The following is a 14,357-nucleotide window of genomic DNA, read 5'->3' on the forward strand; positions in this document are numbered from 1 at the left end:
TAAACTCTCGCTGATTAAGCAAATCGAGCAGATTAATCTGCAATATCAGTGAAATCTGCGAGAGAAAACTCTTCTGTAAAATATTAAATCATAAAAATATCTTCTAATAATGAACAGAAAAATAAAACACGTTACGGTTCTCGGTTCCGGCGTGATGGGTTCCGGGATTGCCTGTCATCTCGCAGGTAACGGCATTCAGGTTTTGATGTTGGATATGCCTCCGAAAGATTCGGAAAATGCCGACAAAAAAACAAGGAACAGCGTTGCACAAGGTCATCTTGACAACGCTTTGAAAAGTAATCCTTCACCAATCTATGACAAATCTTTTGCCTCCAGAATTACGGTTGGAAATTTCGAAGATGATTTGGAGAAAATCAAAAATTCGGATTGGGTCATTGAGGTGATTGTCGAGAGACTGGACATCAAACAATCGATGTTTGAGAAAGTGGATAAACTTCGTAAAGAAGGAACTTTGGTAACTTCTAACACATCGGGAATCCCGATTCATCTGATGTCGGAAGGAAGGTCAGAAGATTTCCAGAAGCATTTCTGTGGAACGCATTTCTTCAATCCACCGAGATATCTGAAATTATTTGAAGTAATTCCTGGTCCGAAAACAGACAAATCTGTGATTGATTTCTTTATGTCTTACGGTGAAAAGTTCCTTGGGAAAACAACGGTTCTTTGTAAAGATACACCAGGATTTATCGGAAACAGAATCGGAGTTTATTCGATGGCGAAAATTATGGAATTGACGGAAGAAATCGGTTTAACGATTGAAGAAGCCGATTCTTTGACCGGAGATTTGCTGAATCGTCCTAAAACCGGGACTTTCAAATTGGGAGATTTGGTTGGATTAGATACGGCTTTCAACGTAACCAAAGGACTTCAGGCGAATCTTAAAGACGATGAGATGGTTCAGGCACTTAAAGACTCGAAAACTCTGAATTTCCTGATTGAAAATAAATTTCTTGGTGATAAAGCTAAAAAAGGATTCTATTATAAAGAAAAAGATGCTGGCGGCAATGTGAACCGTTTCGTTCTTAACTATGAAACGTTGGGCTACGAACCGACAAAACAACCTAAACTTCCTATCGTTACAACAGCGAAAGAAGCCGGAAGTTTGAAAAACCGTTTGCCGATTTTGTTGAAAGACCAATCCAAAGCCGGAGAATTGATTAGAAAACATTTTGCTTCATTGTTCGCTTACGTTTCTCAAAGAGTTCCGGAAATCACGGATGTATTCTACTCTATCGATGATGCAATGAAAACCGGTTATGCCTGGAAATACGGACCGTTCGAAAACTGGGATTTTGTTGGTGTTCAGAAAGGAATTGATTTGGTAGAAAGTGAAGGCTATAAAGTCGCTGATTGGGTAAAAGAAATGCTGGCTTCCGGAAACGAATCTTTCTACAAGCTGGAAAACGGAAAGCAATTATTCTACAATCAGAATACAAAATCGTACGAACCAATTCCTGGTCAGGATGCTTTCATTATACTTAATAATATCAGAAAAGAAAAAACAGTTTGGTCTAATTCCGAATCTGCATTAATTGACCTTGGTGACGGTATTTTGAACTTTGAGTTCCGTTCAAAAATGAATTCTCTTGGAGGGGGTGTTTTGGAAGGTCTTAATAAATCCATAGACATTGCTGAGAAAGATTACAGAGGTTTGGTTGTTGGAAATCAGGCTGACAATTTCTCAGTCGGCGCTAATCTCGCAATGGTAATGATGATGGCTGTTGAACAGGATTGGTACGAACTGAATATGGCCATCGCAATGTTCCAACAGACTTCTATGAAGCTAAGATATTCATCAATTCCTGTCATCGCTGCACCTTTCGGAATGACGCTTGGTGGCGGATGTGAATTCTCGATGCACGCGGACAAAATCGTTGCTGCAGCGGAAACTTACATCGGTTTGGTAGAAGTCGGCGTTGGTTTGATTCCTGGAGGTGGCGGAACAAAAGAATTTGCATTGAGAGCATTGAAAGGAACGCTTCCAGACGATGTTAAGACCAATCATCTTCGAAATTATTTTATGAATATCGCAACGGCAAAAGTGGCAACTTCTGCTCACGAAGCCAAGCAAATGGGAATCTTGACCGACAAAGATATTATCGTTGTGAACAAAGACCGACAGATTGCTGAAGCCAAACGTCAGGCGATTGTTTTGGATGAATTAGGCTACACGCCGCCAGTTCCTGAGAAAGTTAAAGTTCTAGGAAACGAAGCAATGGGAATGTTCTACGTTGGAACTGACCAAATGGTTGCAGGTGGTTACGCATCGGAACACGATAGAAAAATCGCTAACAAAATTGGTTATGTAATGACCGGCGGTAATCTTTCTGAACAGACAGAGGTTTCTGAACAATATCTTTTAGATTTGGAAAGAGAAGCATTTTTATCACTTTGTGGAGAAAGAAAAACGCTTGAGAGAATCGGTGGAATGTTGAAAACAGGAAAACCGGTGAGGAACTAGGAAGCTCCGTAGGAGCGACCTGTTAATAGATAACAATATTATCGTTAAGCGGAGCCTCGTAGAGGCGACCTGATAATTAATCCAAAAATGGCAAATACCTATACACAAATTTATATTCAAATTGTCTTCGCTGTAAAAGGAAGGCAAAATCTGATTCCAAAAGAGAATCGGGAAGAACTGCATAAATTTATGACAGGTATAATTTCTAATAGAGGACAGAAATCATTCGCCGTTTTTGCAATGCCAGACCACGTCCATATTCTGGTAAGTATGAATCCAAATATTTCGGTCTCAGATTTAGTAAGGGATATTAAAGCTGGTTCATCCAAATTTATAAATGATAAGAATTGGATTAACGGAAAGTTCAGCTGGCAAGAAGGATACGGGGCATTTTCATATTCCAGAAGGGGTGTGGATGCTGTGGTGAAATATATCTTAAACCAGGAAGAACATCATATGAACAAATCTTTCAAAAACGAATATTTGGATTTTTTAGAAAAATTCGAAATCGAATATGATTCTAAATATTTATTCGAATGGATTGAATAAAATTATCAGGTCGCTCCTACGGAGCTCCGCTAAAATAAAAAATAATATAGCTATTAACAGAAAACCTCTACGAGGCACATCAAAAATAATAAAATCAAAAATATGGAAGCATATATAGTAACAGGATACAGAACAGCAGTTGGTAAAGCGCCGAAAGGTTCTTTGCGTTTTACCCGTCCGGATGATATGGCGGCAACTGTGATAGAACGTCTGATGAAAGATGTTCCAAATCTTGATCCGGCCCGCATCGACGATTTGATTGTCGGTTGTGCAATGCCGGAAGCAGAACAAGGACTGAATGTCGCAAGACTCATTTCACTAATGGGATTGGATACGGACAAAGTGCCGGGTGTGACAGTCAACAGATATTGCGCCTCAGGCTCAGAATCGATTGCGATTGCAGCGGCGAAAATCAAAGCCGGAATGGCAGAATGCATCATCGCAGGTGGTGCGGAAAGTATGTCTTACATCCCAATGGGCGGTTACAAACCAATCCCGGATACGGATTTAGCCAAATCAAATCCCGATTACTATTGGGGAATGGGATTAACGGCCGAAGCGGTTGCGAACGAATTTAAAGTGGGTCGTGAGGAACAAGACCAATTTGCCTACAATTCACATCAGAAAGCAATTAAAGCGATACAGGAAGGAAAATTTGAAAATCAGATTGTTCCGATTGATGTGAAATATAATTTCCTTGACGAAAAAGAAAAAATCCAGACCAAAGAATATGCATTCAAACAGGATGAAGGTCCGAGAGCTGATACTTCAATCGAGGCCTTGGCAAAACTTCGTCCGGTTTTCGCTGCGAATGGTTCTGTAACAGCAGGTAACTCTTCTCAGACTTCTGACGGTGCTGCTTTCACAATGGTAATGTCCGAAAGAATGGTCAAAGAATTAAATCTGACGCCAGTTGCAAGACTTCTCTCCTATTCTACAGTTGGTGTTCCGCCAAGAATTATGGGAATTGGTCCAATGTACGCCATTCCAAAAGCGTTGGAACAAGCTGGCCTTAAACAATCGGATATCGATTTATTTGAATTGAATGAAGCTTTTGCTTCTCAATCCGTTGCCATTTTAAGAGAATTGAGCATCAATCCAGACATCGTTAATGTCAACGGAGGCGCAATTGCACTCGGACATCCACTAGGCTGTACAGGAACAAAATTAACAGTCCAACTTCTTGACGAAATGAAACGTAGAAACAGCAAATACGGTGTTGTGACAATGTGCGTTGGAACAGGTCAGGGTGCAGCGAGTGTATTTGAATTGTTATAGACAAGGAGAAAAAAGAATAAAGAGAAAAGACTTTTTATAATGAAGCATAATTTTAAGAATCTGAATATTTGGAAATTATCCCTAGAATTAGCTGATGAAATTTATGCAATTACAGAAAGTTTTCCTAAGAATGAAGAATTCGGGTTAAGATTCCAAATCAGAAGATGTACAGTTTCTGTGGCTTCTAATATTGCGGAAGGTTCAAGCAGAACTTCACAAAAAGATTTCAATCGATTTCTAGAAATAAGTCTAGGTTCTCTTTATGAATTACAAACTCAAATAATTATTTCCTCAAGAAGAAATTATATTGAACAATCGAAATTTGAATTAATTGAAAATAAAATCACCGAATTACAGAGAATGATTTCAGGCTTTCAAAAAACATTGAAATGGTAAGTCTTAATTCTTTTCTCTTTATTCTTTAATCTAAAAAAATAAAATATTATGTCAACAGATACAAAAACATTAGACGGCGGCGAATTTCTTGTAAAGGAAATCACTGCAAACGAAATATTCTCTATTGAAGAATTGTCCGAAGAACAAAAGATGCTTCGTGATTCTGCTAAGGAATTCATCGATAAAGAAGTGGTTCCGAATAAGGAAAGATTTGAGAAAAAAGATTACGCTTACACGGAAGAAGTGATGCGTAAAATCGGGGAAATGGGATTCCTGGGAATCGCTGTTCCGGAAGCTTACGGCGGTTTGGGAATGGGATTCGTGACCACAATGCTGGCCTGCGATTACCTTTCCGGTTCTACAGGTTCATTGGCAACGGCTTATGGCGCGCATACCGGAATCGGAACGCTTCCTATCCTGCTTTACGGAACCGAGGAACAAAAGCAGAAATACCTTCCGGACTTGGCTGCCGGAACTAAATTCGGAGCCTATTGTTTGACTGAGCCGGATGCAGGTTCGGACGCCAACAGCGGGAAAACAAAAGCTAAACTTTCCGAGGACGGAAAACATTATATTATTAATGGACAAAAAATGTGGATTTCCAATGCCGGATTTGCAGATACATTTACTTTGTTTGCTAAGATTGATGATGACAAAAACATCACGGGATTCGTTATCAACCGTTCAGAATTAGAAAATCCGGAAAGTCTGACTTTCGGAGAGGAGGAACACAAATTGGGAATCCGTGCGTCTTCTACGCGTCAGGTTTTCTTCAATGATATGAAAATTCCTGTTGAAAATCTTTTGGGCGAAAGAAACAACGGTTTCAAAATCGCTCTTAATGCATTGAATGTTGGTCGTATCAAATTAGCTGCAGCCTGTCTGGATGCCCAAAGAAGAATCCTGAATTACTCTTTGAATTATTCGACTGAGAGAAAACAATTTGGGGTTTCTATTAATACATTTGGAGCCATTCGCAAGAAACTGGCAGAGATGGCAACGGGTGCTTTCGTGAGCGAAGCTGGTTCTTACAGAGCAGCGAAAAATGTGGAAGACAAAATCGAAGAACTGGTTGCCGGCGGAATGAACCACGAGCAGGCAGAACTGAAAGGTGTGGAAGAATTTGCAGTTGAATGTTCTATCCTGAAGGTTTTCGTATCAGATTTAGCCCAGCATACAGCAGATGAAGGCATCCAAATCTACGGTGGAATGGGATTCTCAGAAGATACACCAATGGAAGCGGCCTGGAGAGATTCCAGGATTTCCAGAATCTACGAAGGAACCAATGAAATCAACAGACTTTTAGCCGTTGGGATGTTAATCAAACGGGCGATGCAAGGCAAAATCGATTTGTTAACACCTGCGAAAAACGTCGCTAAAGAATTGATGGGCATTCCATCTTTTGACATTCCAGATTATTCAGAATATATGTCTGAGGAAAAAGAAGTGATTAAGAACTTGAAGAAAGTATTCTTAATGGTTTCCGGTTCTGCCCTTCAAAAATATATGATGGACATCGAGAAACAACAGCATTTATTATTAAACGCTTCCGAAATCCTGAACCAAATCTATATGGCAGAATCCGCCATCCTGAGAGCTGAGAAACATTTCTCAACAGATTCTGTAGAAGCGGCAATGGCAAGACTGAACCTTTACAAAGCAGTTGAAATCATCACAACCAACGCTAAAGAAGGTATCGTTTCTTTCTCCGAAGGTGACGAGCAAAGAATGATGCTAGCCGGATTAAGACGTTTTACAAAATACGTCAACACACCAAATCCAATTGCATTGACAGAGAAAATTGCAGCTCATTTTATTGAAAAAGGTTCTTACTAGATAATCGATTTAATTATAACCAAAAGCTCCTTAGAAATTTCTGAGGAGCTTTTATTTTAAATATGCATCAGTCATCTTCGAGCGATATAGATTGCCACACTCGCTCGAGTGTGGGTGTCAACTTCGGGCGTATGTGGCAGACACACTCGGGCGGGTGTGTCGTTCCATTATTTTTTATTGACTTATAAAATAATTATTCTCTCCAATGCTACTGTTCCTATAGACAAAATGCCTCTCATTTTATTGAGAAAGAGTATTACTGAAATCAATTTAAATATACCAAATATTGCTTTAGAAATTTCTAAGTTGACATTTAATAAACTAAACCTTGCCATCTTAAGTGATAAGGTTTAATTATTAATATGAAAAATAAAATTAGTTTTCTCCGGCGTTAATTGGATTTCCTGTTTTGTATCCGTAATTGAAAATGGTGATTTTATCTTTTGAAATCAACAGTTTTAGCCAGCCATAAGAAGCAAATTCTGTATTGCCCCCAATGTTGAAGCCTATGTAAAAAGTTTCATCAAGTTTAACTGTGTTAGCTGCATTATTGGTATTATTGTAATAGTTAATAATAGGAAGTGAACCTGAAAAATATCCCATTCCCGAATTAATACTAATACCTTCAGGAACATTATAAATTGTACCGCCATTGCTTTTGGCAAATCCTAATGGTGGATTGATAAGAACAGACACCAAATATTGCTGAATAGTTCCGTTATTATATAATATTTTGTAATAGGATATAGTATAATTGTAATCTGTATCATTGATTCTCAGTGTCCCTATATAACTTTGGCTGTTATTGTTAGAAACTGTGATTTCTTTGTTAACATCTACAGTTTGAACCTTGTCGCTGAAAACTAATCCTTCTATCTGACTTCTGTCACTACAGCCGATTAGGATTGTTAAGCAAATAGAGAAAAATATTTTATTGATGTAGGTATTCATTTTTAATAGTGTTTTTAGTTTGACATTACCAAAGCCTTCCTGTTCTTGTAAATCTGATTCCAAAATAAGATTTGTCTGTTCTTTCCAGAGTTGATGGATACATTACCGTTCCACCTATGAAATATTTTGGAGAATAATAAAATTCCAGACTTCCTATTTGGTTATACATCCCTTGCAAAGTAAATCCAAGATTTGGTTTGATACCATTTGGATAGAAAGACGGCTTATCAAAGAAGACACCAGCTTTGACATAAAATTCTTCGGTGTCATCCACCTGATGAAGCATCATCCCACCTCCATATCGTATTACAGAATAATTATATTCACCATCCCTCACATCATCTGTAGCTGTGGTAGCACCTGAGCTTTGAGCTGCCGCATCTGCATCATAATGGTAATCTCCAACACGCTTGAAATAGCCAGCTTCTGCATAAAATTTTAATGGAAATTCTTTATCCCAGTTTCCGAGAACCAATGCTGTTCCGCCGTATTCTATACTTGAGCCGCTTACTCCGGCAGCGAATGCGCTGATATTGTAACTCAATTTTGGATTTAGATAAAGTGATACTTTTTTGTTGTTAGCAATTCCGAAAATCAAACCCAAATCAAAACCGGGTCTGAACGGTGCTTCTACATAAGATTTGTTGGCGTGGTAGGAGTTTGTGTTGTTGGAAATCATAGGTATTTGCTCCATATTAAGTCCCAAATATATTTTACCAGAAGTGAAACCTAGGCTCGGTTTATCTTGCAAAAGAGCCATTGCACCTGCCGTAGCTGTGAGGCCAGAGGCATACGCTATATTTTCTTGTTCATCTCTTTTTTTCTGCTCGGCTACTCTTATTTTTCTCTCTGCAGTTTTTTTAGCTTCAAAAGCCTGGTTATATTTGTTTTCAGCGGTAGAACGTTCCATATCAGTGCTTGCATATTGTTTAGCGTTTTGGTAATGGTTCATTGCAGAAGCGTAGTCTTCGCTTCGCATAGCCTGGTCACCTTGTTCTATATAGGAGTTATATCTTTCCTGCTTTTCTTGGGCAAGGCGTTGTTTTTCTTCTTCCTCCTGTTTTGATGAACCTTGCAATTCTTCCAAAATACTTTCCAGTTTGTGGCAGTCTTTTTTTAAGGCATCAACAGCATAAGGCTTTTTTTCATTATCATTGATTGTTTCTCTTGTATTGCAAGGATAATCGCTTCTCAACACATATTTTGCCCTTTTGTCCAAATATGGAATTTTTTGACAAAGTTCTTCTCTTCTTCTCCAATATTTATCATATTCTTCAACCGAAGAAAGTCCAGAATTTAAATTATTGTTCTGAGGATTTGATGTATTACTTGTATTGGTGTTTTGAGAATTCCCAAAGAGGTTGTTTCCATTTTGGTTATTATTAGAATTTTTACAATTAGCATCACAAACTTTTTGTCCACCACTACAAGTATAAGATGGAATTCCCCAATCATCTTTAGAATTCTCTATATATCTTCTAACGGTAAAAGTAAAACCCGTAATTTGGTTAGGAGGAAAGTCACTAAAAGTTCCATCCATACCATTATTATATTCTCCGCCATTTGCTTTTAGGTCGAATCTTCCGGAAAAAAATCTTTCACCATTAGATAAATGTCCCTCTGTACTAAAATGTATATTCTGCGAACCTGTATTTCTAATTTTAAAGCGATATTCATATTTTTTAACAGATGAAGACCAACCGTTAGATTTCATAGAAAACTGTACATTAGGAAAGCAAGACAAAGAAGACCAACTTGACCAATTTGTTTTTCCATAACCTTCTTTTTGTCCAAAAGCAAACGAGCAAAAAAGTAATATCAATAGCAAAATTGTTTTTTTCATCGTTTAAAAATTTAAATTATTTACCATTGCTGCTATTTGGGAGATTCTTTCTCCTCCTTTTTTCAAAACCGCCCAGTACAGTCCGCTACTAAGAGCAATACTGTTTTTTCTTCTGATTTGGTAGGCAAGAATTCTTATTCCAAACTCCAGATTGTATTGGGCATTAAAAATTGTTTTTGCAGGATCATTATCCTTTAGATTTTTATCTTGCTCCCAATTAAAATCACACTGCAAAAAATGATAATTTGGTTTATCCTGATAAGAAAGTTGTAGCAACCCTTCACTATATACTGGTCTTTTTGTTACACTATCAATACCTTGTGTTGTTTCCTGATATCTACAGATCGTTTTCCAATTGCTTTCAAATTTTGCCATTGCACAAATAAGCTCACCCCAGACTATAATCCGCTGTTCTTTTGATAAACTATAATAGTCCTTTCTGAAATCGGAAATATCATCACATTTGGAAAAGGAAGTATCAAATAGTTCTTCAATACTCCTTAAGGTAATTTCCGTCCAGTTTCTGTCAATGCCTTGCCTGTCCCAGGAAAGTGTTACTTTGCCACTATGGTCAATATATTTTCTCAATTCTACTTCCATCACCCTCATTGTATTTTTGCCAATGATACCATCTATTACTAAGCCTTCTTTTTCTTGGAGTTTTTTTAGGGCTTTAAGGGTTTGATTTCCAAATATTCCGTCAATGGTTAAATTAGCAATTCCTTTTTCTGCTAAGATTTGTTGAATCGTTTTCACATCTTCTGATTTATCCCCAAAATGTGGTATTGAATTAATTGTCTTCATCTTATTGTAATTTTTGATTAATGCTCCAAAATTACCTCACCTTCTTATTTATCATTTGATACAAAATCCTAAAAAAATCCTAGGATTTTTCTTAGTCGTCCACGAAAAATTTATTTGTAAATTTGATTGATGATGAAAAATCTACTTATTGCAATGTGCTTGTTTATTGGAATTTGGATTACTTCCCAAATGAAAGCCGATACAATGTTTGTAAATGGTGGTAACTGGATTCCTCTCTTTTCTAAGTCCTCATACTATATTGACAGCAGCAACTCAAAAAATGTTTTTCAGATTAGTCAAATCAATAATAATTTTAGAAAAGTAGACCATCCTTCCAATCTTATTCTGAAAAAGCAGACCAAAACGGTTTGGGTACATACTTACATAAAAAATACTGGTAACAGAAAAGATTATTGGCTGGGAATATATTCTCAACTGGATATTCTTAATGTATATAGAAAAACAGAACAAAGTATTGTACTTTTAAAAAAATATAATATTTCTTACGCTAATAAGCAGGATATTCCGGATATTCGGTTTCATTATGTTCCCTTCGTACTTAATAAGAGCGAAATTGCAGAAATCTATATGGAGATACGGAATCTACGTTACTATCAAAATATTTATTCGGATTTTACCACACCTGTTGAAAACCTCTTTTGGGAGAATGGATTTTATTGGGAAATAGGTTTTGTCATTGGTGTTACCTTTATAATTGCGGTTTTAAGTTTAGTGGTGGGCATTATTCTGAGGCGGAGATTTTATTTCTTGTATTCTTTATATCTTGCTTTGATTGCTATAATTGTAATTAGGGAAGAATTTTTTATTAATATTATCAAAGTCCCTTTCTTATACTATTCAATTCTGAAAACCAATTCTCTCTTTTTGCTTGTCATTGCAATGGGGCTGAGTATGAAGATTATGACAGGATTTCTGGACTTTAGAAAAAAAAATGGCGGGCAGTTCAGAGTACTCAATACAATTTTTGATTTTTATGTTACATTTGGGATTCTTGCTAGTCTTTGGTTTTATATAGATTACGCCAATACAACCTTTGACAATCCTATTTATAATGGTATCTGGAATATTTCAATTGGGCTCTCTGCTCTGGCGGTTCTGATACAGATAACAATATTAATCTGGCTGGGATTACAAAATAAGAGACCATCGCTAGGTATTCTGGCAGCACTATTATTCGGCTTTATCAATCCTGTAACTTATTTTTTCAATTATTCACGAATTTTGACAATATATGAAATCAGCCATCCCAATTACTTTTATTATGTTTTGTTGCTGGAGATTTTTATAATGGGAATTGCCATAGCATACAGCTATCGCAAAATCAAATCACAATATATATCAACCCTGGAAGATAAGCTGAAACTGGAAGAAGAAAACAGCAAAATAAAACAAATGGAGGAAGAGAAAATAAAGCAAAGCATCCTGGAATCTCACGAGCATCTTCTGAAAAACCTTTCCAAAGACCTGCACGACGATATAGGACAAAAATTGAGCATCATCAATTTCTCTGTGGAGAATCTAAGATTTGCAGTGTCCTCCAAAGAATCAATTAACGAGATAAGAAGTTCTATTTTGGAAATATCGGATTCTGTAAGAGACCTTAGTCATTGGCTAAATGACTTCAGTATTGGTAAAAATACCATTGATGAAATAATAATGAATGAAGTGGAACGTATCAGAAAAACAAACATTATAAAAATTAATTTTGAAAAAATAAATAATTCCTCAGAAAACTATGGAACCAGTACAGAAGAAAACATTATACTTTACAGATGTTTTCAGGAGAGTATTAATAACATCCTAAAGCATTCTGATGCTTCCCAAATAAATATAATAATAGATTACACAAATATAATATCCATCAGCATTGAAGACAATGGAAATGGTTTTGATGTCAACAACCAATTCGGAAACGGCATCAAGAATATAAAAGAAAGAGCAACTCTCATTGGATTTTCTTGTACAATACAATCTAATCCGGAAAAAGGAACCAAAATCTCAATTTACAAAAATGATAAACCTAGTAATCACTGATGACCATAAAATTCTGAGACAAGGCATTATAAAACTTCTAAAAAACCTCGGCGATTACAATATTCTCGCTGAACTTAATGATGGTGAAGAACTGCTTCGGAATTTCGGAACTCTCAAAGAAAAAACAGACCTTTTTATATTAGACCATTCTCTTCCGAAAAAAAACGGAATAGAAATCCTCACAGAGCTACAATCTATACTGAACGAAGAAAAATTTCTTATCCTTACACAAAATGATTCTGTAAATATCAAATCCCAATTTTATAAATTGGGAGCCAGAGGCTTCTTATCTAAAACTTGCACAGGAGAAGAACTAAAAGAAGCTATCGAACAAATCATCAACACCGGATATTTTAATCTTCAGGAGAATATCAAAATGTTGAGAAAAAATGACCCGGAATTCAGTCCGATTTTCTTCCTTAGTAAAAAAGAACTGGAACTGATAAAATGGATTTGCTGTGAAGAAGAATATACTTATGAACAAATCGCATCCAAAATGAATATCAGTATAAAAACCGTAGACTATTATCGGAATAATCTGTTCGAAAAATTCAATATCAGCTCAAAAACAGGATTGGTTTTATTATCTCATAAACATAAACTCACACCTCCTTTTTTGTAGAAAAATATCAATAATTTAATACAAAAAACCTATTTCCTGTCCATTATCCAATTGCGCTGACAGAAAAAATTGCCACATTGAGAAAGGTTCTTACTAAAGAATCAATTGAATTGAAATAAAAAACCTCAGAGATTCTGAGGTTTTTTTATTGTCTCGAATTATTCTAATGGTTTTATAAGTGTAAAAGATTTTTTATTGAATTTGAAAAATGTTCCATTATCTGTTCCTATAAGACTTTTTTCACTTGATTCAATCTTCTCTAATATCTTTAGCTTCAAATTCCAAACGAAAAATGAAGTTTTATCACGATAAGAAGAATGAAAAATAATGTTCTCGCCTTTTGTTGAAATCGAACTTGCACCTGAAAAATCTGGTGGACAATCAAAATCAGAAATTGTTAGATTTTCTAAATTTAATTCGTGAAGTTGAAAATCACTATAACCATAAAATATAATTTTATTATTTCCATAATTTGTCATACAATAACAATCTATGAATTCATTGTTAGAATATTTTGATTTATATCCAAAAATCTGATTTCCGTTAAAATCAAAAACAGAAACCCCATCATTATTTGGTCCTGATTTTCCTAATACACCTTCATCAAAATAAGAAACAATAATTTTCTTTTTGACAATTTTAATTTCCTGAATGTATATTCCAACATGAAATTTACATAAAACATTTCCAAAAAAATCAATCAAAAAAGCATTGTCTTTTAGTTTTGAGCTATCGTCAACAATCAAAAATTTTTCATTATCAACTATTCTTATCAAGGGAAATTCAAAATTTTGATTTAACGAAATTTCAAAATCATTCCCAATAATATTATTTTGAGAAGTTATTGCAATGAAATTATTAAAACTATCAACAGAAATATTTTTAATATTTTCTTGATTCAAGTCCAATTCTACAAAATTTGTTTTCATAAAAGCAATTAAAAAATATTTACTAAATAAAAAAACTTAAATCTATAATATTCTACCACCAAAATCAATTATATATCCCGTTCCTATAATATCTTTTAAAATAATATTATCATTATTAAGCTGAAAAGCATCTTCTTCATCCATAGAAACAAAAATATCAGCACCACCAAATTGCCAAATAATATTTCCAAAACTATCAATTCTTGTAATTTCTAATTCTCCGTGAATTACAAAATCATTTTCAATTTTAAAGATTTGGAAACAAGTTGCCATATCTAATTTCTTAACCCAATTTAATTTTAAATCAACGATTGAAATAGAAAAAACCGAGTCAGAACAACAAATGAGGATATTGTCATTATCTAAAATAGAAGAGTTTGGATGGATAGTTGTTGCTCCACCTGAACCAATAATTAAACAATTTTTAATTTCTTTATCATTATCAATCAATTTAATTCCGTGTTTTGAAGTTGGATATTCTTCAGCATCTTCTCCAAAGTAGATATTCTCATAAACTTTCAAATTATCATTTGAATTAAGAGAAAAAAATGTTGAATCATTAAAAACCTCAATCGTTAAATTATTGTAAAAATATTTATTCATAAAATTTAA

The 14,357-nt window shown here is 35.3% G+C and carries 12 protein-coding genes; 7 read left to right on the forward strand and 5 right to left on the reverse strand.

The features are described from left to right. Window positions 1-109: 109 nt before the first annotated feature. The 5 genes from K319_RS0102740 to K319_RS0102760 all read left to right on the forward strand — a co-directional run bounded on the left by K319_RS0102740 (window position 110) and on the right by K319_RS0102760 (window position 6,541). Window positions 110-2,482, forward strand: a complete 2,373-nt coding sequence (locus K319_RS0102740; RefSeq protein WP_027382226.1) for a 3-hydroxyacyl-CoA dehydrogenase/enoyl-CoA hydratase family protein — start codon at window positions 110-112, stop codon at window positions 2,480-2,482. A gap of 87 nt (window positions 2,483-2,569) precedes the next feature. Next, on the forward strand, window positions 2,570-3,031 hold the full coding sequence (gene tnpA, locus K319_RS0102745; protein WP_027382227.1) for an IS200/IS605 family transposase: 462 nt from the start codon (window positions 2,570-2,572) through the stop codon (window positions 3,029-3,031). Window positions 3,032-3,133: 102 nt separating this feature from the next. Then, complete coding sequence (locus K319_RS0102750; RefSeq protein ID WP_034671279.1) at window positions 3,134-4,309, forward strand: acetyl-CoA C-acyltransferase; 1,176 nt, start codon at window positions 3,134-3,136, stop codon at window positions 4,307-4,309. Window positions 4,310-4,348: 39 nt separating this feature from the next. Continuing rightward, window positions 4,349-4,705 carry a four helix bundle protein gene (locus K319_RS0102755; RefSeq protein WP_027382229.1) on the forward strand — a complete coding sequence of 119 codons (357 nt, stop codon included), beginning with the start codon at window positions 4,349-4,351 and terminating at the stop codon, window positions 4,703-4,705. Between the two features lie 48 nt (window positions 4,706-4,753). Continuing rightward, on the forward strand, window positions 4,754-6,541 hold the full coding sequence (locus tag K319_RS0102760) for an acyl-CoA dehydrogenase family protein (RefSeq protein WP_027382230.1): 1,788 nt from the start codon (window positions 4,754-4,756) through the stop codon (window positions 6,539-6,541). A 375-nt stretch (window positions 6,542-6,916) separates the two neighbouring features. On the opposite strand, the gene K319_RS0102765 is transcribed toward K319_RS0102760, so the two are convergent. The 3 genes from K319_RS0102765 to K319_RS20905 are packed head-to-tail and all read right to left on the reverse strand — an operon-like array spanning window position 6,917 to window position 10,139. Continuing rightward, window positions 6,917-7,492: a hypothetical protein gene (locus K319_RS0102765; RefSeq protein ID WP_027382231.1), complete on the reverse strand. Its 576-nt coding sequence runs from the start codon at window positions 7,490-7,492 to the stop codon at window positions 6,917-6,919. 25 nt (window positions 7,493-7,517) lie between these two features. Next, window positions 7,518-9,335, reverse strand: coding sequence for a hypothetical protein (locus K319_RS0102770; protein WP_027382232.1), 1,818 nt, complete (start codon window positions 9,333-9,335; stop codon window positions 7,518-7,520). A 3-nt stretch (window positions 9,336-9,338) separates the two neighbouring features. Continuing rightward, window positions 9,339-10,139 (reverse strand): peptidoglycan-binding domain-containing protein, encoded by an 801-nt coding sequence (locus tag K319_RS20905; RefSeq protein ID WP_051230379.1) that lies wholly within the window; start codon window positions 10,137-10,139, stop codon window positions 9,339-9,341. 129 nt (window positions 10,140-10,268) lie between these two features. Between K319_RS20905 and K319_RS0102780 the strand changes: the two genes are divergently transcribed. Continuing rightward, entirely contained in the window at window positions 10,269-12,194 is a 1,926-nt protein-coding gene (locus K319_RS0102780) for a sensor histidine kinase (protein WP_084403390.1), read from the forward strand. After that, window positions 12,172-12,816 carry a response regulator transcription factor gene (locus K319_RS0102785; RefSeq protein ID WP_027382234.1) on the forward strand — a complete coding sequence of 215 codons (645 nt, stop codon included), beginning with the start codon at window positions 12,172-12,174 and terminating at the stop codon, window positions 12,814-12,816. The genes K319_RS0102780 and K319_RS0102785 overlap by 23 nt, the downstream gene beginning before the upstream one ends. A 158-nt stretch (window positions 12,817-12,974) precedes the next feature. Here the strand turns inward: K319_RS0102785 and K319_RS0102790 are convergent, their stop codons facing one another. Together K319_RS0102790 and K319_RS20910 are read right to left on the reverse strand one after the other, a co-directional pair. Further along, window positions 12,975-13,745 carry a hypothetical protein gene (locus tag K319_RS0102790; protein ID WP_027382235.1) on the reverse strand — a complete coding sequence of 257 codons (771 nt, stop codon included), beginning with the start codon at window positions 13,743-13,745 and terminating at the stop codon, window positions 12,975-12,977. A 42-nt stretch (window positions 13,746-13,787) separates the two neighbouring features. Then, the gene (locus K319_RS20910) at window positions 13,788-14,348 is read right to left on the reverse strand and encodes a hypothetical protein (RefSeq protein WP_051230381.1); all 561 of its coding nucleotides are present in this window, start codon (window positions 14,346-14,348) and stop codon (window positions 13,788-13,790) included. Between the last annotated feature and the right edge of the window lie 9 nt (window positions 14,349-14,357).

Source organism: Epilithonimonas caeni DSM 17710 (assembly GCF_000426465.1).
Taxonomy (GTDB): Bacteria; Bacteroidota; Bacteroidia; order Flavobacteriales; family Weeksellaceae; genus Epilithonimonas; species Epilithonimonas caeni.

Coding starts and splice junctions, on each gene's coding strand:
- K319_RS0102740 (WP_027382226.1), top strand. CDS start 110: ATGAACAGAAAAATAAAACACGTTACGGTTCTCGGTTCCGGCGTGATG.
- tnpA (WP_027382227.1), top strand. CDS start 2,570: ATGGCAAATACCTATACACAAATTTATATTCAAATTGTCTTCGCTGTA.
- K319_RS0102750 (WP_034671279.1), top strand. CDS start 3,134: ATGGAAGCATATATAGTAACAGGATACAGAACAGCAGTTGGTAAAGCG.
- K319_RS0102755 (WP_027382229.1), top strand. CDS start 4,349: ATGAAGCATAATTTTAAGAATCTGAATATTTGGAAATTATCCCTAGAA.
- K319_RS0102760 (WP_027382230.1), top strand. CDS start 4,754: ATGTCAACAGATACAAAAACATTAGACGGCGGCGAATTTCTTGTAAAG.
- K319_RS0102765 (WP_027382231.1), bottom strand. CDS start 7,492: ATGAATACCTACATCAATAAAATATTTTTCTCTATTTGCTTAACAATC.
- K319_RS0102770 (WP_027382232.1), bottom strand. CDS start 9,335: ATGAAAAAAACAATTTTGCTATTGATATTACTTTTTTGCTCGTTTGCT.
- K319_RS20905 (WP_051230379.1), bottom strand. CDS start 10,139: ATGAAGACAATTAATTCAATACCACATTTTGGGGATAAATCAGAAGAT.
- K319_RS0102780 (WP_084403390.1), top strand. CDS start 10,269: ATGATGAAAAATCTACTTATTGCAATGTGCTTGTTTATTGGAATTTGG.
- K319_RS0102785 (WP_027382234.1), top strand. CDS start 12,172: ATGATAAACCTAGTAATCACTGATGACCATAAAATTCTGAGACAAGGC.
- K319_RS0102790 (WP_027382235.1), bottom strand. CDS start 13,745: ATGAAAACAAATTTTGTAGAATTGGACTTGAATCAAGAAAATATTAAA.
- K319_RS20910 (WP_051230381.1), bottom strand. CDS start 14,348: ATGAATAAATATTTTTACAATAATTTAACGATTGAGGTTTTTAATGAT.